Source organism: Vibrio sp. CAU 1672 (genome assembly GCF_029223195.1).
GTDB lineage: Bacteria > Pseudomonadota > Gammaproteobacteria > Enterobacterales > Vibrionaceae > Vibrio.
In genome coordinates this window covers 26,311-51,268 of sequence record NZ_JARHUF010000018.1, presented here as the reverse complement: position 1 = coordinate 51,268, position 24,958 = coordinate 26,311, and the positions used below count along the sequence as shown (strand labels likewise).

Here is a 24,958-nt window from a genome sequence, read left to right as displayed (position 1 = left end):
TGATGACGCTGACAACCCAAACTGGCGCAGACTATCTGCGCCAGATCCTGCGCGCTCCAGTTTACGAAGTGGCAACGGTCACCCCGCTACAAGAGATGCCGCGCCTGTCGGCCCGGATTGGCAACCAGGTACAAATCAAGCGGGAAGACCGCCAGCCGGTACATTCATTTAAGCTGCGCGGTGCCTATAACATGGTCGCAAGCCTGTCTGAAGAACAGAAAGCCGCCGGGGTGATCGCTGCTTCGGCCGGCAACCATGCTCAGGGAATGGCCCTGTCCGGTACCAAGCTCGGCATCAAAACCATCATCGTGATGCCCAAGACCACCCCAGACATCAAAGTTGATGCGGTACGTAGTTTTGGTGGCCATGTGGTACTGCATGGCAACAATTTTGATGAAGCCAAAGCTGAAGCTGAACGGCTGGCCCAAGCGCACGGCTACACCTTTGTGCCTCCGTTCGATCACCCACTGGTGATTGCCGGACAAGGCACGATAGGGATGGAGATGCTGCAGCAAAACGGCCATCTGGAATATATCTTCGTCCCGGTGGGTGGTGGCGGTTTAGCCGCTGGAGTGGCGGTCCTGATCAAACAGCTGATGCCGGAAATCAAGGTGATTGCGGTAGAACCGGAAGACTCCGCCTGCCTCAAAGCCGCGCTTGATGCCGGTGAGCCAGTGGTACTCGACCAGGTCAGCATGTTCGCCGATGGGGTAGCAGTAAAACGCATCGGCGACGAGACGTTCCGCCTGTGCCAGAAGTACATTGATGGCCACATCAGCGTCTCCAGTGATGAGATCTGCGCGGCGGTCAAAGATATCTTCGAAGACACCCGGGCGATTGCAGAGCCATCCGGTGCCCTCGCCCTGGCTGGGCTGAAAAAGTATGCCGAGCAGAATCAGCTTAAAGGTAAAAAACTCGCGACGGTGCTCTCCGGAGCCAACACCAACTTCCACGGTCTGCGCTATGTCTCAGAGCGTTGTGAACTGGGTGAAAAACGCGAAGGCCTGCTGGCGGTTACCATTCCAGAACGCCAGGGGGCTTTCTTTGAGTTCTGTAACCTGATTGGCGGCCGGGCAGTGACCGAGTTCAACTACCGCTACAACGATGACGAGCTGGCCAATATCTTTGTCGGCGTACGTCTGCAAGGGGGCCAGGAAGAGCTGGAGAGCATCATTCACGATCTGCGCGAAGGCGGCTATCCGGTGGTGGATCTGTCCGATGATGAAATGGCCAAGCTGCACATCCGCTATATGATCGGTGGCAAGCCTTCCAAACCCTTGAAAGAGCGTCTGTACAGTTTTGAGTTTCCCGAGTACCCAGGCGCATTGTTGAAGTTTCTCAGCACCCTGGGCACCCACTGGAACATCAGCCTGTTCAACTACCGGAATCATGGTGCCGATTACGGCCGCGTTCTCTGTGGTTTCGAGTTAGATGAAAGCGATTTAGCCCAATTTTCCGCCCATTTGCGTGAACTTGGCTATCAATGCAAAGACGAAACGGACAACCCGTCCTACAAGTTCTTCTTATCCTAGCACTCAGGAAAAACACCCCGCCTCGCGGGGTGTTTTTCCTCAATATTGCAACCAGTCCTGATGCAGCTGCTCGGGCGACCCAAGGTAATCGACCATCCACTGGATCAGCTTGTGGTTATCATCTTTGCGCCATACCAGGCAGCAACGGCCGAGCGGCATCTCGTCCGGCAGCAGCTTTTCCACCAGCAGCCCTTCATTGATCAGTGGCATGGCAATATGACGTGGCATGTACCCCACTCCAACCCCATTTTTTAAACATTCAATCGCACTGTACCAGTTCGGCAGTAACAAGCGACGCTGCTTCGGGTAGTGACCGGTATGGCGCTTGGGCAAGACGTTCGAGGTATCATCCAGGCAGATCGCCGGAAACTGACTGACAAACTCTTCGGTCAGCACCTGTTGACGCACACAAGGATGGGATGGCGCCATCACGAATGCCCAGTCAAGTACCCCCATATCTTTGACTTCAAAGTCTCCCCCGACAGGAATGGCAGAGGTCGCCCCGACCACAATGTCAGCCCGCCCCTGCGCTATCGCTTCCCATGAGCCATTAAACACTTCCATATTGATTTGCAGCTCAGCAAAATCAAACGCCTGATAAAAATCTTCGACCAGGGGTTTGAGTTTCTCCAGTTTAACCACGTTGTCGAGAGTCAGCTTTAAGGTCGCTTGCCAGCCATGCGCAGCGCGCCGGGTCTGCGCCTTGACCTCCCCCATCTGCCGCAGCAGCAGCCGGGCCTCGGCAATAAACAGCTCCCCCGCCGGGGTCAGTTCGACTTTCCTCGGCAAACGGCGGAAGAGGATCACCCCCAGCTCTTGCTCAACCTGACGTACCCCATAACTGATCGCCGACGGCACTTTATGCAGCACTTCTGCTGCAGCGGTAAAGCTGCCCAACCGGGCCACGGTATCGAGCATCTCCAGCGAAGACTTGGAAAACATCCGCAATAACCTTTCAAAAAATTTGATTGATAACCAACAATTTTAGCGTTTTATTTTATCAAAATCGAAAAATAGAATGAAAACTCAAGTAAATCAGAGCTGGCGCCAACTGATATTGAGTAAACAATGATTAAATAATTTGATTGGTTGAATCATGAAAATTGCAAAACTACAGCTCGTTTATCTCGCAGCCCTGTCTATGCTGGGCTTTATTGCCACCGATATGTATCTGCCGGCGTTCAAGGCGATGGAAATCGACTTTGCCACCGGCCCGGAACAAATCGCCCTGTCACTGACCGTCTTTCTGGTCGGCATGGCCTTAGGCCAACTGATGTGGGGCCTGGCCTCAGACAAGTTCGGTCACCGCAACACGCTTGCCGCCGGTTTAGCCCTGTTTACCGTGGCCTCGTTTGGCTTAGCCTTCAGCGATCAGGTCTGGCAGTTACTGACGTTGCGCTTTATCCAGGCGATTGGGGTGTGTGCCCCGGCGGTGATCTGGCAAGCGATGGTGATCAAACGCCATACCAGCAGCAGCCAACAGATCTTTGCCACCATCATGCCATTAGTGGCCCTCTCTCCGGCCCTCGCGCCTCAGCTCGGGGTACTGCTGGCTGACCGCTTTGGCTGGCACAGTATTTTTGTCGCCCTGACCCTAATGGGGGTATTGCTGGTGGCTGCGACGATGGCCCAGAAAAATGACCAGGCAGAAGTCAAATCAACCAGTATGTCAGCAGACATCAAAGCCCTGCTGAGCTCGAAGACTTATCTGGGCAACGTGTTTATGTTCGCCACCGCATCGGCGGCCTTCTTTGCTTACCTGACCGGTATGCCGGAAATCATGGCGCAACTGGGCTATGAAGCGAAAGATATCGGCTTGAGCTTTATCCCACAGACCATTGCGTTTATGGTCGGGGGCTACTTAGGCAAAGTGTGCGTCAGCAAATTTGGCGACGAAAAAGTCTTGCGCCAGCTGATTGGCCTGTTCAGTGTCGCCGCCCTGCTGATCTTCATTGCATCACAATGGCAGTTAACTTCAATCTGGCCAATCCTGGCACCGTTCTGTCTGATTGCGGTAGCCAACGGCGCGCTGTACCCTATCGTAGTAAACCGCGCACTGGCCAGTGCCAAGCAAAGCCCGGCCACCGCAGCCGGCCTGCAAAACAGTTTGCAAATCAGTGTCAGCAGCCTGTCCAGCGCATTAGTGGCAGCCATGGCCAGCCAGGCACAAATGGTTACAGGCATTGCGATTGTGATTTGTATGGGTGGTCTATGGATGGGATATATCCTGTCAAACCGTGAACTGTCTCAGCACTTCACCACGCCAGACAATGCACGCGTTGTCAGTGAAGATGAACTTTAATCCCACTTCACAACAGACATAAGCACAGAGCCGCATCATGCGGCTCTTATTGTTTGAGAGTGCTTACATACTCTGCAAGCCCCACTTCTCAGCGGTTTGCCGAAAGAAGCCCTGGGTCTTTTTCAGCTCTACCCAATGGTTAATATAGTTAATCCACACCTGATCATCTTGGGGCAACAGCATGGCAATCGGTGTCGGTTGACGCGGCGACTTAACGGGGACGATGGCCAGCTGCTTGAACTTAGCCACCAGCGTCGCGGCCTCGACGTTAGAGGTCACGGATACATCCGCTCGGCGGGCAAGCAACTCCTGGAAATCGCGCGCCGGCGCTTCGATCACAATGTGCTGTGCTGATGGGAAAAATTCTTTGACCATTTTCTCTTGCACGGTGCCGAGCGTCGCGGCAACTTTAACATCAGCACGGTCAAAATCACTCCAGTCCGAGAATTTGGCTAAATCTTTTTTCTGCACCACCGGCACAAACGCCAGGTAAAAGTAGGGCTGGCTGTAGCCGGCGACTTTGGCACGTGACATATTCAGCGAGGCACTCCCCGTGATGTCGTACTTATTCGCCGTTACGCCATTCACCAGCGTTTTCCAGTCGGTCGCCACATATTCCACCCTCACTCCCAGGTCTTTCGCCAGCTGTGTGGTGACATCGATGTCGAAGCCTCGATAACTGTTGGTGGCCGGATCTTTCATCGTCATTGGGTTCCAATCACCTGTCGTTCCGACGCGAAGCACGCCTTTATCCAGAATCTCTTGTAAACGACTGTCAGCATGAGCGACTTGGGTCATTACAAGTAAACACATTCCTAGCGCAAGCAACGTTTTTTTCATGTCTGTTCCCTTAAAAGAATGATGATGGGAAATATTCCCTTTAATTATTAACCATTAGTGCAACTTCATTGTTAACATAGCAGTAACAAAGGAAGTTTTTTAGTTAGTTCAGGGAGTAAATGTGAACTATCAACATCTATGGCTGATTTCGTTGCTGTTGCTCACGGGCTGTTCCGATTATCAATGGGGTTGGTATGTGCTTGATCCGTCAACAGAACAAGGGCTGACCAACATCAGGTTTCTAGTCGCCGGCTTTAATGACACGATCCAAGTATCGTTACTGAGCATGCTATTTGCCATGACACTCGGATTAATCATTGCGCTTCCAGCACTATCCGAGTCACCAAGACTAAAATGGGTCAACCGTATTTATGTCGAGGTGATCCGTTCAATACCTGTTTTGGTTTTACTGCTCTGGGTTTATTACGGCATGCCGACACTGCTTGATGTGTCACTCAACCACTTCTGGGCAGGGGTGATTGCCCTGACGATTGCTGAAAGTGCATTTATGGCGGAGGTCTTTAGAGGCGGAATTCAAGCCATCAGCCACAGGCAACATGAAGCAGCCGAATCATTAGGGTTGAATTACTGGCAGAAAATGCGTTTGGTGATTCTTCCGCAAGCTTTCCGACAAATCTTACCGCCACTGGGCAATCAATTTGTTTATATCCTCAAAATGAGTTCGCTGGTCAGTGTGATTGGCTTAAGTGACTTAACACGCAGAGCGAATGAGCTGGTGGTGAATGAGTATTTACCGTTAGAAATTTATACTTTCTTGGTTGTGGAATACTTGCTGTTAATTCTATTGGTCTCTCAAGCGGTACGCTGGTTAGAAAAACGCATTGCGATTCCTGGCCACTAGACTCCCGATCTAAACGCCAGGTACAACCAAGCCGCTCATGATGAGCGGCTTTGACAATCCAACTTAACGAAAATTCGCCTGAATTATTTTTGTTTTACCGGGCGCTGCCAGCCAGTGATTTTGCGCTCTTTGGCGCGAGTGATCACTAGCTCACCTTCTGCGACATCTTTAGTCAAGGTGGTACCAGCCCCAATCGTCACACCATCGGCGATGGTCACTGGTGCCACCAACTGACTGTCAGATCCGACAAATACATCGTTACCAATGATAGTTTTGAACTTGTTGGCGCCATCGTAGTTACAGGTGATGGTACCAGCGCCGATGTTAGTACGCTGGCCGATCTCAGCATCACCCAGGTAGGTCAGGTGGTTGGCTTTCGAGCCTTCGCCGATACGGGCATTTTTCACCTCGACGAAGTTACCCACGTGAGAGTCGTTACGCATCTCAGCCCCCGGACGCAGACGGGCAAATGGACCAACGCTACACTCTTCGCCGACGGTAGCACCTTCAATCACGCTATAAGGACGAACAATGGTGTTGTCATCGATTTCACAATCTTTTAGTACACAACCAGCGCCGATAATCACGTTATCACCCAGCGATACGTTACCCTCGATGATCACATTCGCGTCGATTTCACAGTCCATACCACACTGCAGTTCACCACGTAGGTCAAAACGAGCCGGATCGCGCAGCATTACGCCCTGCTCCAGTAGCTTCTGCGCCTGCATTGACTGGAATGCACGCTCCAGGCGAGCAAGTTGAGCACGGTCGTTGACACCTTCAACTTCAATCGCATTGACTGGATGTACCGCTTCCACTGCGCGACCTTCGTCGTGTGCCGCTGCGATAACGTCAGTTAAGTAGTATTCACCCTGTGCGTTTTCGTTGTTTAGACCAGCAAGCCAGCGCTTCAGGTCACCACCTGTCGCCACCAGCACACCAGTGTTACATTCTTTGATGAGCTTCTGCTCTTCTGTCGCATCTTTCTGCTCGACGATCGCTACGACTGGACCGTTTTTACGAATAATGCGACCGTAACCGGTCGGGTTATCCAGCATTACCGTCAGTAGTGCAATACCGCCAGTTGGCTGCGCATCGAGAAGGTTTTCAATGGTTTCAGCTGAAATCAGTGGAACATCACCGTAAAGCACCAGGACTTTTTCATCATCTTCAAACTGTGCTGAAGCTTGATCGACCGCGTGGCCAGTACCTAACTGTTCCGCTTGCAGAACCCAGCTGACTGGTTCTTCAGCCAGCGTCTGCTGCATTTGCTCACCGCCATGGCCATAAACCAGGTGAATGTTTTGTGCACCAAGACCTGTACATGTATCGATCACATGTTTTGCCATTGGCTTGCCTGCCAAAGTGTGAAGCACTTTCGGCATGTTCGAATACATACGGGTGCCTTTACCCGCAGCAAGAATCACAGCACTGAATTTCATTAATAACCTATTGACGTTCTATTTTAATTGGGCGTTATTTTAAACAGCTTGGAAGGATTAGTTAATGGTGGGATGTAAATTTCCAACTAAAATTAATCAAAAAGGCGACCAAATGGCCGCCTTTTTCATGCAACGTTGCTAATTGAGCTTAGCGACGCTTCTTGGTCAGCTCGATAACTCGTAGCTGAGCAATGGCTTTAGCCAGTTCACTGGCCGCTTGAGCAAAGTCCATATCGCCATGCTGATTCTGAATATTTTCTTCAGCGCGACGCTTGGCTTCTTCTGCCTTCGCTGCGTCTAGATCTTCACCACGGATCGCCGTATCAGCCAATACTGTAGCAGTACCAGGCTGCACTTCGATCATACCACCCGAGACATAGATGAACTCTTCGTGGCCGTGCTGTTTCACAATACGCACCATACCAGGCTTAATAGCGGTCAGCAGCGGAGTGTGGCCGTGGAAAATACCCAGCTCACCTTCGCTACCGGTCACCTGAAACGTTTCTACACGCCCTGAGAAGATTTGCTTCTCAGCGCTGACCACGTCAAGGTGAAAGGTTATTGGTGCCATATCGCCTCCTAGTTAGCCTTATAGCTTCTTCGCATTCTCGATAGCATCTTCAATCGTACCGCAGTACATGAACGCTTGCTCTGGAATGTCATCGTATTCACCAGAAAGCAGACCTTGGAAGCCACGTAGTGTCTCTTTAAGAGGTACGTAGATACCTGGGTCACCCGTAAATACTTCAGCTACGTGGTAAGGCTGAGTTAGGAAACGCTCAATCTTACGTGCACGCGATACGACTTGCTTATCTTCTTCAGATAGCTCATCCATACCTAGGATCGCAATGATGTCTTTCAGCTCTTTGTAGCGCTGAAGAGTCTGCTGAACGCCACGAGCAGTATCGTAGTGCTCTTGACCTACCACTAGTGGGTCTAGCTGACGAGACGTTGAATCCAGTGGGTCGATCGCTGGGTACAGACCCATTGCTGCGATGTTACGGTTAAGTACAACCGTTGCATCCAAGTGCGCGAACGTCGTTGCTGGTGATGGGTCAGTCAAGTCATCCGCCGGTACGTATACCGCCTGTACAGACGTGATAGAACCTTGCTTAGTTGACGTGATACGCTCCTGAAGTACACCCATCTCTTCTGCAAGAGTTGGCTGGTAACCTACCGCTGATGGCATACGGCCAAGCAGTGCTGATACCTCTGTACCCGCTAGCGTGTAACGGTAGATGTTATCGATAAACAGCAGTACGTCACGACCTTCATCACGGAAACGCTCAGCCATTGTCAGGCCAGTCAGTGCAACACGCAGACGGTTACCTGGTGGCTCGTTCATCTGACCGTAAACCATCGCTACTTTCGATTCTTCCGGCTTCTCGATGTTAACAACACCGGCTTCCTGCATCTCGTAGTAGAAGTCGTTACCCTCACGAGTACGCTCACCTACACCGGCAAATACAGACAGACCTGAGTGTTGAAGTGCGATGTTGTTGATAAGTTCCATCATGTTAACGGTCTTACCTACACCTGCACCACCGAATAGACCGATTTTACCACCCTTAGCGAACGGACAAATCAGGTCGATTACTTTAACGCCAGTTTCCAGCAGCGCTGTTTCGTTTGATTGCTCTTCGTAGCTTGGCGCTTCACGGTGAATAGAGTAAGCCTCTTCTGCACCAATATCGCCACGCTCATCAATCGCGTCACCTAGAACGTTCATGATACGACCTAGGGTCTTAGTACCTACTGGTACTGTAATTGGAGCGCCAGTATTTTCAACTTCCACTCCACGACGTAAACCATCAGAGCTACCCATTACGATACAACGAACTACGCCACCGCCTAGCTGTTGCTGAACTTCAAGAACTAGACGCTCTTTTGAGTCCGTTACGTTTAGAGCGTCATATACACTTGGTACTTCGCTCTGTGGGAACTCTACGTCGACTACCGCACCGATGATCTGTACGATCTTACCTGTAGCCATCGTTAATCCTCTAAACTATTTCGTTTTACCTAAGCTTAAACCGCTGCTGCACCACCAACGATCTCAGACAGTTCTTGTGTAATCGCCGCCTGACGGGCTTTGTTGTACACAAGTTCCAAATCTTCAATCAAGTTGGTCGCATTATCAGTTGCAGCCTTCATCGCAATCATTCGAGCCGCTTGCTCACAAGCAAGGTTCTCAACTACACCCTGGTACACCTGAGACTCTACGTAACGCACTAGTAGCGTATCCAGCAGAGGTTTAGGTTCAGGCTCGTAGATGTAGTCCCATGAATGCTCACGCTGCATCTCTGCGCTGTCCGATTTAGGCAAAGGTAGCAATTGATCGATCGTTGGTTCTTGAACCATAGTGTTAACAAACTTGTTGAACACTACGTACAAACGGTCCAATTCACCTTCATCGTATTTCTTCAGCATGACGCCAACAGAACCGATTAGGTCTTCCAGGCTTGGGTTATCACCCAGACCTGAAACCTGTGCCGCTACTTTTGCGCCACCACTTTTAAAGAAAGCTGTTGCTTTCGAGCCGACCACAGCCAACTCAACTTCAGCACCTTTCTCTTTCCATGCCTGTATGTCTGTCACGGCTTTTTTGAACACGTTAATGTTCAAACCACCACACAGACCACGGTCTGTCGAAACGATGATGTAACCAACACGCTTGGCTTCACGCTCCTCTAGGTACGGATGTCGGTACTCTAGGTTTGCGTTCGCCACATGACCGATCACTTTACGCATTGTTTGCGCGTATGGACGAGAAGCTTCCATTGCGTCTTGAGAACGACGCATTTTAGAAGCAGCTACCATTTCCATCGCTTTCGTAATTTTCTGAGTGCTTTTAACACTACCGATTTTATTACGTATCTCTTTTGCGCCGGCCATCGTTACTCTCCGTTAGTTGGTGGCAGAAACTGCCACCGACCTAATTACCAAGTTTGGGTTGCTTTGAAATCGTCAGTCAGTTTCTTGAACTGAGCTTCGATTTCATCGTTATAAGCACCAGACTTGTCAACCTCAGCTGCTAATTCAGCGTATTGGCCGCGAGCGTACGATAGTAGAGCCGCCTCGAAATCCAGAACTTTATTCAGTTCTACATCATCCAGGTAACCGCGCTCTGCCGCAAAGATAGTTAGCGCTTGGTCAAAGACAGACATTGGAGCGTACTGCTTCTGCTTCATCAGTTCTGTTACTTTTTGACCATGGTCTAACTGTTTCTTCGTCGCTTCATCAAGATCAGAAGAGAACTGAGCAAAGGCTGCCAGTTCGCGGTATGCTGCAAGTGCTGTACGGATACCACCTGATAGCTTCTTGATGATTTTCGTCTGAGCTGAACCACCTACACGAGATACTGAGATACCTGGGTCAACCGCTGGACGTACACCTGCGTTGAATAGCTCAGTTTGTAGGAAGATCTGACCATCGGTAATCGAGATTACGTTAGTCGGTACGAATGCTGAAACGTCACCTGCTTGAGTTTCGATGATAGGAAGAGCAGTTAGAGAACCGGTCTTACCTTTCACTTCACCGTTAGTGAAACGCTCTACGTACTCTTCGTTTACACGAGCTGCACGCTCTAGTAGACGCGAGTGTAAGTAGAATACGTCACCTGGGAATGCCTCACGGCCTGGTGGACGTTTTAGTAGTAGAGAGATCTGACGGTAAGCTACCGCTTGCTTAGATAGATCATCGTAAACAATCAGTGCGTCTTCACCGCGATCGCGGAAGTATTCACCCATCGCACAACCTGCGTATGGCGCCAGGTATTGCAGCGCTGCAGATTCAGAAGCCGATGCAACAACAACGATAGTGTTAGCTAGCGCGCCGTGCTCTTCTAGTTTGCGAACTACGTTAGCGATAGTCGATGCTTTCTGACCGATTGCTACGTAGATTGAGAAAATACCAGAGTCTTTCTGGTTGATGATCGCATCGATCGCCATTGCTGTTTTACCAGTCTGACGGTCACCGATCACAAGCTCACGCTGACCACGACCGATTGGGATCATTGAGTCAACTGATTTGTAGCCAGTTTGTACAGGTTGGTCTACCGATTTACGGTCGATTACACCTGGTGCGATCACTTCTACAGGCGAAGTCAGTTTCGCTTCGATTGGACCTTTACCATCGATAGGCTCACCTAGTGTGTTCACTACGCGACCTAGCAGTTCCGGACCAACTGGCACTTCAAGAATGCGGCCAGTACCTGTAACTTTCATGCCTTCCTTAAGGTCAGCATATGGGCCCATTACAACCGCACCAACCGAGTCACGCTCAAGGTTAAGTGCTAGTGCATAACGGCCACCCGGTAATTCAATCATTTCACCTTGCATCACGTCCGCTAGGCCGTGGATGCGGATGATACCATCGCTTACCGATACGATAGTACCCTCGTTGCGAGCTTCACTAACAACTTCGAAAGATTCGATACGCTGTTTGATCAGATCGCTGATTTCCGTGGAATTAAGTTGCATGCTCCAATCCCCATTAAGACTGCAATGCATCGCTCAGGCGGTTCAAACGACCTCGCGCTGAGTCATCGATGACTAGGTCTCCGGCTCGAATAATCACCCCACCAAGTAGGGCCTCATCTACGCTGCAATTCAGCTTCACTTTGCGTTCAAGACGCACTTCAAGTTTGCTGCCAATGTTTGCTAGCTGTTCATCAGAAAGTTCGCTTGCTGAAATGACATCAACATCGATTTCTTTCTCATGCTCTTTCTTCAATAAGAAGAATTGCTCACAAACATCGGGAAGGGCCGTTAGACGACCATTCTCAGCCATAACCTTAATCAGGTTTTGACCGTGCGCATCAACTTGTTCACCGCAAACTGCAACAAAAATTTCTGCCATTTTGTCAGCTGAAACAGAACCTGTTAAAAGTTCTTTCATTTGTTCGTTTTTGGCAACTTCAGTAGCGAAAGACAACATTTGGCCCCATAGGTCCAACTGGTCTTTGTCTACAGCAAAGTCAAAAGCTGCTTTAGCATAGGGGCGTGCGATTGTAGTCAAATCAGACATATGCGCCCCCAGACTTAAAGTTTTGCAGTAATGTTGTCGAGAATATCTTTGTGCGCATCTTTATCGATTGCACGCTCAAGAATTTTCTCAGCACCAGCTACAGCCAGAGTAGCAACTTGTTTGCGCAGCTCATCGCACGCGCGGTTGCGTTCAGCTTCAAGTTCTGCGTCTGCCTGAGCAAGGATTTTCTGGCGTTCTGCCTGAGCTTCCTCGCGGGCTTCGTCTAGAATTTGAGCCTTGCGCTTATTCGCTTGCTCGATGATCTCAGTTGCTGTGCGCTTCGCTTCTTTTAACTGATCAGAAGCGTTGGCTTGTGCCAGATCCAAGTCTTTTGCAGCACGTTCCGCTGCCTGAAGACCATCAGCAATTTTTTTCTGACGCTCTTCAATCGCTTGCATCAATGGCGGCCATACATACTTCATGCAGAACCACACAAACAGTGCAAACGAGATTGCTTGACCTAGCAGAGTTGCGTTTATATTCACAACAGCTACCCCTCTATTTGGACTTAGTGTTAATCAGGGACAAGCCGTAGCTTGTCTAGCGTTAAAAGTGATTAACCTAGTTGACCAACGAATGGGTTTGCGAAAGTGAATAGTAGCGCGATTACGATACCGATCATTGGAACCGCATCAAGTAGACCAGCGATGATGAACATCTTAACTTGTAGCATAGGAGCCATTTCTGGTTGACGAGCTGCACCTTCTAGGAATTTACCACCTAGCAGCGCGAAACCAATCGCAGTACCAAGAGAAGCAAGACCGACGATAATACCTACGGCGATTGCAGAAAAGCTCAGTAAAGTTTCCATTACTATCTCCAATTTATAGTTGTTGGCTTAGTGCCCAAATAAAAAGCTTAAAAAATTAATGATCACTGTCTTCGTGTGCCATTGACAGATAAACAATTGTCAACATCATAAACACGAAGGCCTGAATCGTAATAACCAAGATATGGAAGATTGCCCACGGAAGTGAACCCATCCATTGCAAGTACCATGGTAGCATTGCCGCACAAAGAATGAATACAACCTCACCCGCGAACATGTTACCGAATAGACGCATACCGAGAGAAAGTGGCTTCGCAAGCAGCGATACAACTTCGATCAGTAGGTTAAACGGAATCATTACTGGGTGATTAAATGGATGTAGTGCAAGTTCTTTTGCGAATCCACCTAGACCTTTCACTTTGATGCTGTAGTAAATCATCAATGCGAATACGCCTAGAGCCATAGCCATGGTGATATTCACATCAGCTGACGGTACAACCTTAAGATAAGGGATACCAAGCCAATGTTCTGCTGGGTATGGTAAGAAGTCGATCGGAACTAAGTCCATCACGTTCATCAAGAATACCCAACAAAAGATAGTCAGTGCTAAAGGCGCAATCAGTGGGTTGCGTCCATGGAACGTGTCTTTGACGTTATCAGCGACAAATTCAACGATCATTTCTACAGCACACTGAAGCTTACCCGGTACACCCGCTGTTGTTCTCTTCGCTACTTTGTAAAAAATTCCGAGGAAAATTAAACCTGTAAACCAAGAAAAAAACAGGCTATCGATATGTACGTTCCAGAAACTTGCTTCCTCCGCTACCAGACCTAACTTATAAAGCGATAGGTTAGTAAGGTGGTGGGCAATGTATCCGGACGATGTTAGCGCTTCACCTGGCGCAGCCATAACTCATCCTATTTTTTGTTGTTAATGAATAGCACTGGTGCACAGATATTAATACCTAGTACCAGCAAATAGGTTAGTTTGAGGGGAACAAGTTCCACCTGCATATACATGTAGGCAACATAGAACAGTGCAACCGTGATGAGAATTTTCAGTACTTCACCGGTATAGAAAGACACCGCGATACGCTTGGCAGCGCGAGCCCCACTAAACATAAAAGCACACAGCGCAAAGACAGCATTGGCAACAACAAAAATGCCCCCGCCAATCAGCGCAGAAAGTCCCCAGTCAGGATTTATGGCTACCGCCATTCCTGCTGCCACAAAAATAACCGCGCCAGACTGGATCATTAACAATTGCTTCGCGAGCGCTCGTCCTGGTCTAGCTAACGCAGCTACCATGTATTCGTACCTCTAGTAATATCCACTTCGCACTAAAACTCAATGTGCCGGGAAACTGGCAAAAATTATACGTTCAGTCTAAGTTATTGCAATCAAAACGCAGCAAAAACTTACACTTTCATTTACAAAACGACAACTTTCGCACAAAAATCAATAAAGTTTATAACTTGACCTAAATCAATTATCTCACTTAGCCTTCAAGCTTGGCAATTAGCTGCTCAATTTTGTGAGACCCATCAATACTTATCGTCAATTTGACCTTTCCGTTTGCAGAACGGTTCATTGAGACTTGCGCATCAAGCAGTTGACTCAATTTATGCGACATTTGCTCGGCTTCAGTATCTTGTTGTGGTGCTTTTTGCTCATTTTGTGGAGCTAAGCACTTTTTTACTAACTGTTCGGTTTGGCGAACCGTCATTTGCTTTTTCGCCACCTGCTGCGCAACATCTACCTGCTGCTCACCTTCCAGCGCCAGCAAAGCCCGAGCATGCCCCATTTCCAGCTTCTTGTCCGCAACCAGACCTTTTACGTCAATTTCTAACTGATTAAGACGTAATAAGTTACTCACCGTGGCTCTCGATTTGCCAATCACGTCTGCCACTTGTTGGTGGGTCAAGGTGAACTCATCCTGCAGCCGCTCCAACGCTTGCGCTTCTTCGATCACATTAAGATCTTCACGTTGGATATTTTCGATCAATGCCATCGCGATCGCGGCGCGATCCTCAACCGTTTTCACCAGACAAGGTACACGCTTCAGGCCTGCCTGACGCGCGGCGCGCCAACGGCGCTCTCCGGCAATGATTTCAAACTGACCACTACCCAGAGGACGAACCACGATGGGCTGAATAATCCCCTGAGACTGGATCGAAGCAGCCAGCTCTTCAAGCGCTTCCGCTGCCATGTCTTTACGCGGTTGATAGACGCCCGGTTGCAACTGGCCGATAGCAAGCTCGGTCAGCTCACCCTCTGCCGATAACGCCTGACTGTGTGAAGCAACATGCTGTTTTTCACGCGCTAATGAACTGGTCGACAATAACGCATCCAGTCCTTTTCCAAGACCACGCTTAGACATTGAGATGAATTCCTTCGGTTAGAGTTAAACTGGGACTTCTTCACGGCGGAGCATTTCACCCGCCAAAGCAAGATACGCTTTCGCACCTGCCGAGTACTTGTCATAGTACATCGCAGGTTTACCGTGACTCGGGGCTTCTGCCAAACGCACATTGCGTGGTATCACCGTACGGTAAACTTTGGTGCCAAAATGTTTTTTCAGTTGATCGGAGACTTCATTAGACAGGCGGTTTCTTGGGTCGTACATAGTACGCAACAAACCTTCAATTTTGAGGTTTTCATTGACCACCGCCGCTAACTTACTGATGGTGTCCATCAGTGCTGTCAAACCTTCTAACGCAAAGTATTCACATTGCATCGGCACCAGCACAGAGTCAGCTGCAGCCATAGCGTTGATTGTAAGAAGGTTTAGAGAGGGAGGACAATCAATAAAGATGAAATCATAGTTATCACGAACTGAGGCTAACGCATTTTTTAAGCGAACTTCACGCGCGAACACCTCCATCAACTTGATTTCAGCCGCCGTCACGTCTCCGTTGGCGGCAATCAAATCAAACTTCCCGGTTGTCTGGGTACAGACAACCTGCTCAAACGGCGTATCTTCCACCAGAAGGTCATACGCCGTGGCATCTACCATGTATTTGTCGACACCACTGGCCATCGTAGCGTTACCCTGAGGATCGAGATCGATGACCAAAACTTTGCGCTTGGTTGCCGCCATAGAAGCCGCTAAATTAACGCACGTTGTTGTTTTGCCGACCCCACCTTTCTGGTTGGCGATTGCTACAATTTTACCCACAGTGACCTCGCTATTTTTCCTTGCGCGATAAGATTACAAGATGACGATCACCTTCTAACTCTGGAACCGCTAAAGATATGATCTCTGTCACACGGCACCAATCAGGAAGCTGATCTAATTCATCTTTAGGGTGGATACCCTTCAAGGCTAGAAATACCCCATCCTTGTCTTTCGGCAGATGGTGACACCATTCAACCATATCTGTCATTGAAGCAAAAGCACGGCTCAATACGCCATCAAATTTTTCTTCTGGCTGGAATTCTTCAACGCGACTTTGGATAGGGGTCACATTTTTCAGCCCCAGGGCATGCACGACTTGCTTAATGAAGCGAATGCGTTTGCCTAAACTATCAAGCAAAAAGAACTGTTTGCCTGGGTTCATGATTGCCAATGGGATCCCCGGTAAACCAGGACCGGTGCCAACATCAATAAAACGCTCACCTTGCAAGTGAGTGCTCACCACAATGCTATCGAGGATATGTTTCACTAGCATATCCATCGGCTCTCGCACAGAAGTCAGATTGTACGCTTTGTTCCATTTATCCAGCAGCTCGACATAACCGACCAACTGCTCACGCTGTTGGTCTGAAACCGTTAAATCGGTTTGTGCAATCAGAGAATCTAATTTTTGGCGCAGTGTGCTCATGACTCTTCCTCACCCTTTTTCAACAGGCCGTGCTTTTTCAGGTGGACCAGCAGAATCGACACCGCCGCAGGAGTAATACCGGAAATGCGTGACGCAATACCGATGGTTTCCGGCTTAGCTTCACTCAGCTTAGCCACCACTTCGTTCGACAGCCCCTTCACGTCCTGGTAGTTGAGATCCACAGGCAACTGTGTGTGCTCATGACGCAATGATTTCTCGATCTCATCTTGTTGCCGTTTAATGTAGCCTTCGTACTTAACCTGGATCTCAACCTGCTCTGCGGCCTGTTGATCCTCCAGCGCCGGGGCAAAGGTCTCCAGTTGGGTTAACTGGCGGTAAGTGATCTCCGGGCGACGCAGCAGATCTTCGCCGCTCGCTTCACGTACCAGTGGTGTTTTCAGCATCCCGTTTAGCGCATCGACGCCGGTCGAACCTGGATTAATCCAGGCTGATTTCAGACGCTGACGCTCCGATTCTATATTGTCGATCTTCTGGTTAAATCGCGCCCAACGCGCATCATCAATCAAACCAAGTTCACGTGCTTTTTCCGTCAAACGTAAATCGGCATTGTCTTCACGCAGTAACAAACGATATTCAGCACGCGAGGTAAACATCCGGTACGGCTCTTTGGTCCCCATGGTCGATAAATCATCAATCAATACCCCCATGTAAGCCTGATCACGGCGCGGGCTCCAGCCTTCCTTACCCTGGCTATACAGGCTGGCGTTTAAGCCGGCCATGAGCCCCTGTGCCGCCGCCTCTTCATAACCGGTGGTACCGTTGATTTGGCCGGCAAAGAACAGGCCACCAATAAATTTGGTTTCGTAAGTCTGCTTCAAATCACGCGGGTCGAAAAAGTCATACTCAATCGCATAGCCGGGACGCACGATGTGCGCGTTTTCAAAGCCTTTCATCGAACGAACTATCTGTACCTGGACGTCAAACGGCAGGCTGGTCGAAATACCGTTCGGGTATAGTTCGTGTGTTGTCAGGCCTTCTGGCTCAATGAAAATCTGGTGACTGTTCTTGTCCGCAAAGCGCATCACTTTGTCTTCGATAGACGGGCAATAACGTGGACCAATACCTTCGATCACCCCAGCATACATCGGGCTGCGATCGAGGTTATTGCGGATCACCTCATGAGTTTGCTCATTGGTGTGGGTAATAAAACATGGGATTTGACGCGGATGATGTTCACGCTTGCCCATAAATGAAAATACCGGCGTTGGGTTATCACCATACTGTGCTTCGAGCACTGAGAAATCCACAGTGCGAGCATCAATACGTGGTGGTGTCCCGGTTTTCAAACGATCCACCCGGAATGGCATCTCACGCAGACGATCCGCCAGGGCGATCGACGGTGGATCCCCGGCACGCCCGCCGGAAGAGCTTTCCATACCTATGTGAATCTTACCGCCCAGGAACGTTCCAACGGTGAGCACTACCGCTTTGGCATGGAATTTAAGCCCCATCTGGGTCACCACACCCACGACACGATCTTGTTCAACAATCAGATCGTCCACCGATTGTTGGAACAGAGTTAAGTTGGGCGCATTTTCTAATGCAGTACGGACATATGCTTTGTACAACGCACGATCAGCCTGAGCACGAGTCGCTCTTACAGCCGGACCTTTCGAGGCATTTAGTGTTCGGAATTGAATACCTGCATGGTCAATAGCTTGTGCCATCAGACCGCCCATAGCATCCACTTCTTTGACTAAGTGACCTTTACCGATACCACCAATGGCCGGATTACAAGACATTTGGCCTAATGTATCGATGTTATGGGTAAGGAGTAAGGTTTTTTGTCCTGTGCGTGCAGATGCGAGCGCGGCTTCCGTTCCTGCGTGTCCGCCACCGACAACAATGACGTCAAAATTTTCGTGATAAAGCATGAACTGACCTCAGGTATTCAAAGGATTTAATGGACAGATAAAAAGAGCGGTATTTTACCTTCTTTATCGGTGAGTGAAAATTGTTTTCTCGTTTTATCCTTAAAGGGCATGAGATAAATATATATAAGATCTATATATATGATCTTTTATTGGATCTATTATTAGGATCGAGAGATTCTGTGGATAACTAAAAAATGATCAACAAGATCATGGATCTTCTTTGGATCATATCTTGTGATCATGGTTTGATCTGATCGAGGATTAGCTGGGATCAAAATAGTGGGTTATGCACAGGGGTAAAAATAGATCAAAGTTGTTATTTGGATAACTAAAGGAAAGTAACCGGATCTTACCTGACTTATCCACAGATGGTGTGCTGGTTTTTTGTTCGATCGAACTGAGAAAGATTGAGGAAGTTATTCACATCAGAGCAAACAGAGCCGCATTGCGACTCTGAAACACGAGTGATCATGGTTAAAAATGATCAATATGTTGGTTTAACCACGCTTCTGCAGCATCTTCAGGGGCGGCATGGTTTAGTACATCGATCAACAGGCAGTCAGTGATCGGGGTGGCGCCAATATCTTCCAGTAGCTCGTACGCATGCTGACCGGCAGCACAGAAGGTGTCGTAACTCGAATCACCGATCGCGATCACCGCATATTTTACCTCACTCATCTTCGGTGGCGTATTTTGCAGGGCTGCAATAAAAGGTTGGATATTGTCGGGATAATCGCCGGCGCCATGGGTGGAGGTGATCACCAACCAGGTTCCCGTGGCGGGGATCTCGGCCAGATCCGGCTGGTTGTGGATCGTGGTTTCAAACCCTTTTTCAACCAGGAGCTCACTCAGGTGATCGCCAACGTATTCTGCGCCACCTAGGGTACTACCTGTAATAATATGGATCATACGTCTTCCTTTTTAAGCAAAAAAAAGCGCGGCATGGAGAGGAAGTCCATTGCCGCGCTGAGATTATTTACCGATACAGAATGAAGAGAAGATTCGGCCGAGGAGGTCATCGGAACTGAACTCGCCGGTGATCTCGTTCAGGTGCTGCTGAGCAATGCGTAGCTCCTCTGCCAGTATCTCACCGGCCATAAAGCCTTCGAGCTGCTCCTGACCTGTCTGGATATGCTGTGCGGCACGCTCTAGTGCGTCCAGGTGACGTCGGCGGGCCATAAAGCCGCCTTCGGTGTTACCTGAGAAGCCCATACATTCTTTTAAGTGGCAACGTAAAGCATCCACACCTGCACCAGTTTTCGCAGAGAGGCGAATTAAGGTTGGATCGTTGACATGGCAGATCCCCATTTCTTCACCGGTTTGATCGGCTTTGTTGCGGATCACTGTCATGCCGATATTCTCTGGCAGACGATCGACAAAATCAGGCCAGATATCTTGCGGATTGGTGGCATCGGTGGTCGTGCCATCGACCATGAATAGCACCCGGTCAGCTTGGGCTATTTCATCCCATGCGCGCTCGATACCGATTTTCTCGACTTCATCAGAAGCGTCACGCAGACCGGCTGTATCAATGATGTGCAGCGGCATACCATCAATATGGATATGCTCACGTAGTACGTCACGGGTGGTACCAGCAATATCGGTGACAATCGCAGACTCTTTGCCCGACAGCGCATTCAGTAGGCTGGATTTGCCAGAATTGGGACGACCGGCAATCACCACTTTCATCCCTTCACGCATAATCGCACCCTGATTGGCCTCCTGGCGCACTGCTGCAAGGTTGTCGATAATCGCCTGTAGGTCGGCAGACACTTTGCCATCAGCCAGAAAGTCGATTTCTTCTTCCGGGAAGTCGATGGCGGCTTCAACGTAGATACGCAAATGGATCAGTGATTCGACCAGGGTTTGGATTCGCTGGGAGAACTGACCTTGCAGTGATTGCAGTGCCGATTTTGCGGCTTCTTCCGAGCTGGCATCAATCAGGTCGGCAATCGCCTCGGCCTGGGTCAGGTCCATCTTGTCGTTGAGGAAGGCACGCTCAGAGAATTCTCCCGGACGGGCGGCACGGACCCCTTCAATACCAAGGATGCGCTTGATCAGCATGTCCATCACCACCGGGCCGCCATGGCCTTGCAGCTCCAGTACGTCTTCACCGGTGAACGAATGCGGGTTAGGGAAGTACAGTGCTATGCCCTGGTCGAGTACGCTGCCATCTTCTGCCTGGAATGGCAGGTATTCTGCGTAGCGGGGTTTTAGCGTTTTGCCTGTGACTTCCTGCGCCACCTGGTTGGCCTTAGGGCCTGAAACACGAATAATGCCGACACCACCCCGGCCTGGTGCGGTAGCTTGGGCGACAATCGTATCTGTAGTCATAATCTTGCCTTTTGAGCTGGGCTATAGGGTTTGTAGCCCTAGGGAGCCATAACCATTAGTTAGCTGAATTGTAATCAGCCAAAAACAAAAAGGCGACCTTTTGGCCGCCTTTCTCAATCTTTTGTCCAAGGATTACTTAGTATGTAAACCTTTTTTCTCCAGCGATTTGTAAATCAATGTCTGCTGGATCAACGTTACGATGTTCGACACCAGCCAGTACAGAATCAGACCTGATGGGAAGAACAGGAAGAAGAAGGTAAACATCACCGGCATAAAGGTCATGATCTTCTGCTGCATTGGATCCGTAACGGTAGTCGGGCTCATCTTCTGGATCAGGAACATTGAAGCACCCATCAGTAGCGGCAGGATGTAGTAAGGGTCCTGCGCTGAAAGGTCATGAATCCAGCCGAAGAATGGTGAGTGACGTAACTCCACCGATTCCATCAGTGCCCAGTATAGCGCGATGAAGATAGGCATCTGTAGGATAAGAGGCAGACAGCCACCCAGTGGGTTCACTTTCTCTTTCTTGTACAGTTCCATCATCTCCTGGCTCATGCGCTGGCGATCATCACCGATGCGCTCGCGCATCGCCTGCAGCTTAGGCTGTAGCATGCGCATTTTCGCCATTGAGGTGTACTGAGCTTTGGTCAGCGGGTACATGGCGCCACGAACGATGAAGGTCAAGCAGATAATCGCCACGCCCCAGTTAGCGACGAAGCTTTGGATAAATGCCAGTAGTGAGTGAAGCGGTTTAGCGATAAACCATAACCAGCCGTAATCGACTACCAGATCCAGGCTTGGTGCCACTGCGGCCATTTCAGACTGCAGTTTAGGACCAACCCACAGTGTGGCTTCGAACTTGGCCTGGTCACCCGTTGCGATGGTTTTGTTTGGCATGCGAACGCCGATATCGCCCAGGTTGCCAATCACACGAGTGTACAGGTTGGTGCCTGGCTCGTTGCGTGGGATCCAGGCTACCGCAAAGTAGTGTTGGATCATCGCTGCCCAGCCTTGGCCATTGGCAAGATTCAGCGACAAGTTACGGTCTTGCATATCATCAAAGCTGTACTTTTTGTAGCGTACATCTTCGGTGGAGTAGGCACCGCCACGGTAGGTTGGCATGGTGATGCTGCCACCCGCGTCCATCAGATTCTGGCGCAGGTGAGCGTACATACCAAAGGTGGCATTGTTGCCCGAGTTGTTGATTACATCGTATTCAACGTTGATAGCATAGCTGCCACGGGTAAGAACGTAAGTCTTGGTGTATTCAAGGCCATTGGCAGTGAAAGTCATTGGCACGCGCAGTTCATCCTGACCGTCAGCCAGGGTAAAGCTGTCTGCGCTCACCGCGTAATGCGGACGGTTGGCACTGCTCAGGTCGATACCCTGAGGACCGACCAGGCCGCTCTGAGCGATGAACTGGTGGCCTTCTTTGTTTTTCAGCAAAACAAATGGGTCAGATTCATCAAGTTCAGCGGCGTATTGATTCAGGTCAGCATGCACTACGTCACCACCAACAGTGTCGATTGACAGAGTCAGCACATCAGTAGTTACTGTGATTGTTTTCGCTGACGCTTGCTGACCAGGAACCGGGTCAAGCTCATCGGCGAGAGATGGTGCAGGTAGAGTACTGCTTGATTGAGCCTGTTCAACCGCTTGTGGTGCCGGGTTCTTTGCAACTTGCCATTGTTGAAACAGCAGGAAAGAAACCAGAGCCAGTGCGATTAACAGGATATTACGTTGAGAATCCATCGTTATTTATCTCTGTCTTGTTTTTGGACTGGTGGAACGGGGTCATACCCCCCTTCATTCAAAGGGTGGCATTTTAATAGACGTTTGCCTGATAACCAACACCCTTTTACAAAACCGTGAGCTCTCAAGGCTTCTAGCGCATAAGTCGAGCAGCTTGGGGTGAATCGGCAGCGGGGGCCAATCAGAGGACTGATAAACCAGCGGTAAAGATAAACTAGCCCAATGGCTACCCACGTGAAGGGCGAGACAGGCGTTGCCATAACTTATCAAACAACTTGAAAATTTCCTCATTGCTTAAATCTTGCGCGCTTTTTTTGGCAATCACAACAAAATCTTTATTGGGAAGCTGATGTTGTTTGTTACGAAAGCTTTCACGAGCCAAGCGTTTAAAACGATTTCGGCCTACCGCGGTTTTGATTTGCTTTTTCGGAACTGCCAACCCTAATCGAGGATGAGAAAGGTTGTTATTGCGAGCAATGATGGTGAAATGAGGGGAGCCAGCTCGATGAGCTTGCTGAAAGACGTTTTGATAATGTTCGGGAGTTAACAAACGTAACTCCCGATCGAACGCGTACGTATTCAAAATAAACTAGCGATTATTTTGATAGGCGCGCACGGCCTTTTGCACGACGTGCGTTAATAACTTTACGACCGTTCTTAGTTGCCATGCGAGCACGGAAGCCGTGAGTACGCTTGCGCTTTAGAACTGAAGGTTGAAAAGTGCGTTTCATGATAATTACCTTTACTGATCAGTAGTTTTAGGTTCTTGGTTAACCCGGCGTGGGCGATATTATTTCTCTCTTTATATAGAGGGAAACCACCGACGCCTCTCAACAAAGAGGCGGAATTGTAATCACACTCACAATTTGTGTCAATGACTCAATGTGGATGATATTCCGGCCGGGCGATTATACGTAGTGTGAGCAAAATCTCAAGGATCGATCGATCCTTATGTTTGATCATTGCTCTATTCCCACTTGGTTGAGGAATTTCTTTAGTCGAGGATCCTGTGGATTATCAAAGATATCTTGTGGAGAACCCTGTTCGACAATGTTGCCCTCGGCCATGAAGATCACTCGATCGGCCACTTCTTTGGCGAACTGCATTTCATGAGTGACCACCAGCATCGTCTGGTGCTGGGTGGCGAGCTTTTTCATCAGCGCCAGCACTTCCCCGACCCATTCTGGATCCAGGGCCGAGGTCGGCTCATCGAACAGCAGTAGCTCGGGTTGCAGGGCCATAGCGCGGCCGATACCGACCCGTTGTTGCTGGCCACCAGACAGGGCGGCGGGGTAGCTGTCACCTTTATCGCTCAAGCCGATGTCATCCAGGATATGTTGCGCGTGTGTCAGGGCGTCGGTTTTTTTCCAGCCGCGCACGGTGATCAAGCCTTCGGCGATGTTTTGCCGTGCGGTCAGATGGGCAAACAGGGCATAGTTCTGGAATACAAAGCCGGTACGGCGGCGTAGAGCCAAAACTTCGGCCTTGGTATGCTTTTGTGTATCTACCGAGATGTTATCAATGGTGATACGCCCCTGGTCGGCTTGCTCGAGGAAGTTCACGGTACGTAGTAAGGTGGACTTACCGGTTCCGCTGGAGCCGATAATCACGATGATCTCACCTTGTTTGATCTCGAGATCAATGCCTTTCAGAACTTCGCTATCGCCAAAGCGCTTGTGGATATTTTCTAATTTGATCATCGTACGTAGGCCTTATTCAGTTTCGCTTCTGCCCAAAGTTGCACCCGGGTCAGGATAACCACCACACCCCAGTAAATCAGCGCCACGGCTAAAAAGGCTTCAAAGAAGCGGAAGCTGGATGAGGCTTCCATTTGCGCTTTGGCCATGATTTCGGCTACACCCAGGGTAAAGGCCAGCGAGGTGGATTTAATCATATCAATGAAGTAGTTCATCAGCGACGGCAACGCCACACGGGTAGCCTGAGGTAAAATCACCCGGCGCATCGCCTGAGCGGTGGTCATGCCGACCGATAAACTGGCTTCCATCTGGCTGCGGTCAATACCGATAATGGCGGCGCGGATGCTTTCGGCCATATAGGCAGCAAAATGCAAGGTCAGGCCGATCACCGCAGCTGAAAAGGCGTCAATACCAACCATGATCGGGAAAATTTGCGGTAAACCGTAATACAGCAGAAACAGCTGTACCAGCAGTGGGGTGCCGCGGAAAAAACTGATGTACAGCTGGCTCAGCTGATCGAGAACAGGCAGCTTAAATACACGGATATTGGCTAAGGCGATAGCTAATATCAGCGAAAAGACCAACCCCCAGATGGCCATTTCCATCGTGGTGCCAAGATACTTAAGCAGTATTGGCAGCAGCTCTAACATGTAATTTAAATCAAATCCCATACCACTT

General features: G+C 49.5%; 27 protein-coding genes. 3 read left to right on the top strand and 24 right to left on the bottom strand.

What is annotated here, in order from left to right; genetic code table 11:
- Positions 1 to 2 precede the first annotated feature (2 nt).
- Positions 3 to 1,532 (top strand): threonine ammonia-lyase, biosynthetic, encoded by a 1,530-nt coding sequence (ilvA, locus tag P2G85_RS15565; protein WP_275864979.1) that lies wholly within the window; start codon positions 3 to 5, stop codon positions 1,530 to 1,532.
- Positions 1,533 to 1,571: 39 nt separating this feature from the next.
- Here the strand turns inward: ilvA and punR are convergent, their stop codons facing one another.
- Positions 1,572 to 2,474, bottom strand: a complete 903-nt coding sequence (gene punR, locus P2G85_RS15560; RefSeq protein ID WP_275864978.1) for a DNA-binding transcriptional activator PunR — start codon at positions 2,472 to 2,474, stop codon at positions 1,572 to 1,574.
- 154 nt (positions 2,475 to 2,628) lie between these two features.
- Here punR and punC point away from each other — a divergent pair, with 154 nt between their 5' ends.
- A complete protein-coding gene (punC, locus tag P2G85_RS15555; protein WP_275864977.1) occupies positions 2,629 to 3,834 on the top strand; it encodes a purine nucleoside transporter PunC in 1,206 nt (401 codons plus the stop codon).
- A 63-nt stretch (positions 3,835 to 3,897) separates the two neighbouring features.
- Here the strand turns inward: punC and P2G85_RS15550 are convergent, their stop codons facing one another.
- A complete protein-coding gene (locus P2G85_RS15550) occupies positions 3,898 to 4,674 on the bottom strand; it encodes a transporter substrate-binding domain-containing protein (RefSeq protein ID WP_275864976.1) in 777 nt (258 codons plus the stop codon).
- 121 nt (positions 4,675 to 4,795) lie between these two features.
- Between P2G85_RS15550 and P2G85_RS15545 the strand changes: the two genes are divergently transcribed.
- On the top strand, positions 4,796 to 5,536 hold the full coding sequence (locus P2G85_RS15545) for an amino acid ABC transporter permease (protein ID WP_275864975.1): 741 nt from the start codon (positions 4,796 to 4,798) through the stop codon (positions 5,534 to 5,536).
- Between the two features lie 83 nt (positions 5,537 to 5,619).
- Here the strand turns inward: P2G85_RS15545 and glmU are convergent, their stop codons facing one another.
- The 22 genes from glmU to P2G85_RS15435 all read right to left on the bottom strand — a co-directional run bounded on the left by glmU (position 5,620) and on the right by P2G85_RS15435 (position 24,951).
- The gene (glmU, locus tag P2G85_RS15540; protein ID WP_275864974.1) at positions 5,620 to 6,981 is read right to left on the bottom strand and encodes a bifunctional UDP-N-acetylglucosamine diphosphorylase/glucosamine-1-phosphate N-acetyltransferase GlmU; all 1,362 of its coding nucleotides are present in this window, start codon (positions 6,979 to 6,981) and stop codon (positions 5,620 to 5,622) included.
- Between the two features lie 148 nt (positions 6,982 to 7,129).
- A complete protein-coding gene (locus P2G85_RS15535; RefSeq protein WP_275864973.1) occupies positions 7,130 to 7,552 on the bottom strand; it encodes a F0F1 ATP synthase subunit epsilon in 423 nt (140 codons plus the stop codon).
- An 18-nt stretch (positions 7,553 to 7,570) separates the two neighbouring features.
- Positions 7,571 to 8,974 carry a F0F1 ATP synthase subunit beta gene (gene atpD / locus P2G85_RS15530; protein WP_275864972.1) on the bottom strand — a complete coding sequence of 468 codons (1,404 nt, stop codon included), beginning with the start codon at positions 8,972 to 8,974 and terminating at the stop codon, positions 7,571 to 7,573.
- A gap of 35 nt (positions 8,975 to 9,009) precedes the next feature.
- Positions 9,010 to 9,876, bottom strand: coding sequence for a F0F1 ATP synthase subunit gamma (atpG, locus tag P2G85_RS15525; protein ID WP_275864971.1), 867 nt, complete (start codon positions 9,874 to 9,876; stop codon positions 9,010 to 9,012).
- Between the two features lie 44 nt (positions 9,877 to 9,920).
- A complete protein-coding gene (gene atpA, locus P2G85_RS15520; RefSeq protein WP_275864970.1) occupies positions 9,921 to 11,462 on the bottom strand; it encodes a F0F1 ATP synthase subunit alpha in 1,542 nt (513 codons plus the stop codon).
- A gap of 13 nt (positions 11,463 to 11,475) precedes the next feature.
- Entirely contained in the window at positions 11,476 to 12,009 is a 534-nt protein-coding gene (gene atpH / locus P2G85_RS15515; RefSeq protein ID WP_275864969.1) for a F0F1 ATP synthase subunit delta, read from the bottom strand.
- Between the two features lie 14 nt (positions 12,010 to 12,023).
- Positions 12,024 to 12,494, bottom strand: a complete 471-nt coding sequence (gene atpF / locus P2G85_RS15510) for a F0F1 ATP synthase subunit B (protein ID WP_275864968.1) — start codon at positions 12,492 to 12,494, stop codon at positions 12,024 to 12,026.
- A gap of 71 nt (positions 12,495 to 12,565) precedes the next feature.
- Positions 12,566 to 12,820, bottom strand: a complete 255-nt coding sequence (gene atpE / locus P2G85_RS15505; RefSeq protein WP_002540812.1) for a F0F1 ATP synthase subunit C — start codon at positions 12,818 to 12,820, stop codon at positions 12,566 to 12,568.
- A 55-nt stretch (positions 12,821 to 12,875) separates the two neighbouring features.
- Positions 12,876 to 13,688: a F0F1 ATP synthase subunit A gene (gene atpB / locus P2G85_RS15500; RefSeq protein WP_275864967.1), complete on the bottom strand. Its 813-nt coding sequence runs from the start codon at positions 13,686 to 13,688 to the stop codon at positions 12,876 to 12,878.
- Positions 13,689 to 13,696: 8 nt separating this feature from the next.
- Positions 13,697 to 14,086 (bottom strand): F0F1 ATP synthase subunit I, encoded by a 390-nt coding sequence (locus P2G85_RS15495; protein WP_275864966.1) that lies wholly within the window; start codon positions 14,084 to 14,086, stop codon positions 13,697 to 13,699.
- A 190-nt stretch (positions 14,087 to 14,276) separates the two neighbouring features.
- Positions 14,277 to 15,158: a ParB/RepB/Spo0J family partition protein gene (locus tag P2G85_RS15490; RefSeq protein WP_275864965.1), complete on the bottom strand. Its 882-nt coding sequence runs from the start codon at positions 15,156 to 15,158 to the stop codon at positions 14,277 to 14,279.
- Between the two features lie 24 nt (positions 15,159 to 15,182).
- On the bottom strand, positions 15,183 to 15,956 hold the full coding sequence (locus P2G85_RS15485) for a ParA family protein (RefSeq protein WP_275864964.1): 774 nt from the start codon (positions 15,954 to 15,956) through the stop codon (positions 15,183 to 15,185).
- 10 nt (positions 15,957 to 15,966) lie between these two features.
- Positions 15,967 to 16,602, bottom strand: a complete 636-nt coding sequence (gene rsmG, locus P2G85_RS15480) for a 16S rRNA (guanine(527)-N(7))-methyltransferase RsmG (RefSeq protein ID WP_275864963.1) — start codon at positions 16,600 to 16,602, stop codon at positions 15,967 to 15,969.
- Entirely contained in the window at positions 16,599 to 18,497 is a 1,899-nt protein-coding gene (gene mnmG, locus P2G85_RS15475) for a tRNA uridine-5-carboxymethylaminomethyl(34) synthesis enzyme MnmG (RefSeq protein ID WP_275864962.1), read from the bottom strand. The genes rsmG and mnmG overlap by 4 nt, the downstream gene beginning before the upstream one ends.
- A gap of 474 nt (positions 18,498 to 18,971) precedes the next feature.
- Positions 18,972 to 19,406: an FMN-binding protein MioC gene (gene mioC, locus P2G85_RS15470; protein ID WP_275864961.1), complete on the bottom strand. Its 435-nt coding sequence runs from the start codon at positions 19,404 to 19,406 to the stop codon at positions 18,972 to 18,974.
- Between the two features lie 63 nt (positions 19,407 to 19,469).
- Entirely contained in the window at positions 19,470 to 20,831 is a 1,362-nt protein-coding gene (mnmE, locus tag P2G85_RS15465; RefSeq protein ID WP_275864960.1) for a tRNA uridine-5-carboxymethylaminomethyl(34) synthesis GTPase MnmE, read from the bottom strand.
- Positions 20,832 to 20,963: 132 nt separating this feature from the next.
- Positions 20,964 to 22,583, bottom strand: a complete 1,620-nt coding sequence (gene yidC / locus P2G85_RS15460; RefSeq protein WP_275864959.1) for a membrane protein insertase YidC — start codon at positions 22,581 to 22,583, stop codon at positions 20,964 to 20,966.
- Between the two features lie 2 nt (positions 22,584 to 22,585).
- Positions 22,586 to 22,843 carry a membrane protein insertion efficiency factor YidD gene (gene yidD, locus P2G85_RS15455; RefSeq protein WP_275864958.1) on the bottom strand — a complete coding sequence of 86 codons (258 nt, stop codon included), beginning with the start codon at positions 22,841 to 22,843 and terminating at the stop codon, positions 22,586 to 22,588.
- Positions 22,810 to 23,133, bottom strand: a complete 324-nt coding sequence (gene rnpA / locus P2G85_RS15450) for a ribonuclease P protein component (protein WP_275864957.1) — start codon at positions 23,131 to 23,133, stop codon at positions 22,810 to 22,812. The genes yidD and rnpA overlap by 34 nt, the downstream gene beginning before the upstream one ends.
- Before the next feature lie 46 nt (positions 23,134 to 23,179).
- A complete protein-coding gene (gene rpmH / locus P2G85_RS15445) occupies positions 23,180 to 23,314 on the bottom strand; it encodes a 50S ribosomal protein L34 (protein ID WP_006880025.1) in 135 nt (44 codons plus the stop codon).
- 228 nt (positions 23,315 to 23,542) lie between these two features.
- Positions 23,543 to 24,283 (bottom strand): amino acid ABC transporter ATP-binding protein, encoded by a 741-nt coding sequence (locus P2G85_RS15440; RefSeq protein WP_275864956.1) that lies wholly within the window; start codon positions 24,281 to 24,283, stop codon positions 23,543 to 23,545.
- The gene (locus P2G85_RS15435; RefSeq protein WP_275864955.1) at positions 24,280 to 24,951 is read right to left on the bottom strand and encodes an amino acid ABC transporter permease; all 672 of its coding nucleotides are present in this window, start codon (positions 24,949 to 24,951) and stop codon (positions 24,280 to 24,282) included. The genes P2G85_RS15440 and P2G85_RS15435 overlap by 4 nt, the downstream gene beginning before the upstream one ends.
- Positions 24,952 to 24,958: the final 7 nt, after the last annotated feature.

Coding starts and splice junctions, on each gene's coding strand:
- ilvA (WP_275864979.1), top strand. CDS start 3: ATGACGCTGACAACCCAAACTGGCGCAGACTATCTGCGCCAGATCCTG.
- punR (WP_275864978.1), bottom strand. CDS start 2,474: ATGTTTTCCAAGTCTTCGCTGGAGATGCTCGATACCGTGGCCCGGTTG.
- punC (WP_275864977.1), top strand. CDS start 2,629: ATGAAAATTGCAAAACTACAGCTCGTTTATCTCGCAGCCCTGTCTATG.
- P2G85_RS15550 (WP_275864976.1), bottom strand. CDS start 4,674: ATGAAAAAAACGTTGCTTGCGCTAGGAATGTGTTTACTTGTAATGACC.
- glmU (WP_275864974.1), bottom strand. CDS start 6,981: ATGAAATTCAGTGCTGTGATTCTTGCTGCGGGTAAAGGCACCCGTATG.
- P2G85_RS15535 (WP_275864973.1), bottom strand. CDS start 7,552: ATGGCACCAATAACCTTTCACCTTGACGTGGTCAGCGCTGAGAAGCAA.
- atpD (WP_275864972.1), bottom strand. CDS start 8,974: ATGGCTACAGGTAAGATCGTACAGATCATCGGTGCGGTAGTCGACGTA.
- atpG (WP_275864971.1), bottom strand. CDS start 9,876: ATGGCCGGCGCAAAAGAGATACGTAATAAAATCGGTAGTGTTAAAAGC.
- atpA (WP_275864970.1), bottom strand. CDS start 11,462: ATGCAACTTAATTCCACGGAAATCAGCGATCTGATCAAACAGCGTATC.
- atpH (WP_275864969.1), bottom strand. CDS start 12,009: ATGTCTGATTTGACTACAATCGCACGCCCCTATGCTAAAGCAGCTTTT.
- atpE (WP_002540812.1), bottom strand. CDS start 12,820: ATGGAAACTTTACTGAGCTTTTCTGCAATCGCCGTAGGTATTATCGTC.
- atpB (WP_275864967.1), bottom strand. CDS start 13,688: ATGGCTGCGCCAGGTGAAGCGCTAACATCGTCCGGATACATTGCCCAC.
- P2G85_RS15495 (WP_275864966.1), bottom strand. CDS start 14,086: ATGGTAGCTGCGTTAGCTAGACCAGGACGAGCGCTCGCGAAGCAATTG.
- P2G85_RS15490 (WP_275864965.1), bottom strand. CDS start 15,158: ATGTCTAAGCGTGGTCTTGGAAAAGGACTGGATGCGTTATTGTCGACC.
- rsmG (WP_275864963.1), bottom strand. CDS start 16,602: ATGAGCACACTGCGCCAAAAATTAGATTCTCTGATTGCACAAACCGAT.
- mnmG (WP_275864962.1), bottom strand. CDS start 18,497: ATGCTTTATCACGAAAATTTTGACGTCATTGTTGTCGGTGGCGGACAC.
- mioC (WP_275864961.1), bottom strand. CDS start 19,406: ATGATCCATATTATTACAGGTAGTACCCTAGGTGGCGCAGAATACGTT.
- mnmE (WP_275864960.1), bottom strand. CDS start 20,831: ATGACTACAGATACGATTGTCGCCCAAGCTACCGCACCAGGCCGGGGT.
- yidC (WP_275864959.1), bottom strand. CDS start 22,583: ATGGATTCTCAACGTAATATCCTGTTAATCGCACTGGCTCTGGTTTCT.
- yidD (WP_275864958.1), bottom strand. CDS start 22,843: ATGGCAACGCCTGTCTCGCCCTTCACGTGGGTAGCCATTGGGCTAGTT.
- rpmH (WP_006880025.1), bottom strand. CDS start 23,314: ATGAAACGCACTTTTCAACCTTCAGTTCTAAAGCGCAAGCGTACTCAC.
- P2G85_RS15440 (WP_275864956.1), bottom strand. CDS start 24,283: ATGATCAAATTAGAAAATATCCACAAGCGCTTTGGCGATAGCGAAGTT.
- P2G85_RS15435 (WP_275864955.1), bottom strand. CDS start 24,951: ATGGGATTTGATTTAAATTACATGTTAGAGCTGCTGCCAATACTGCTT.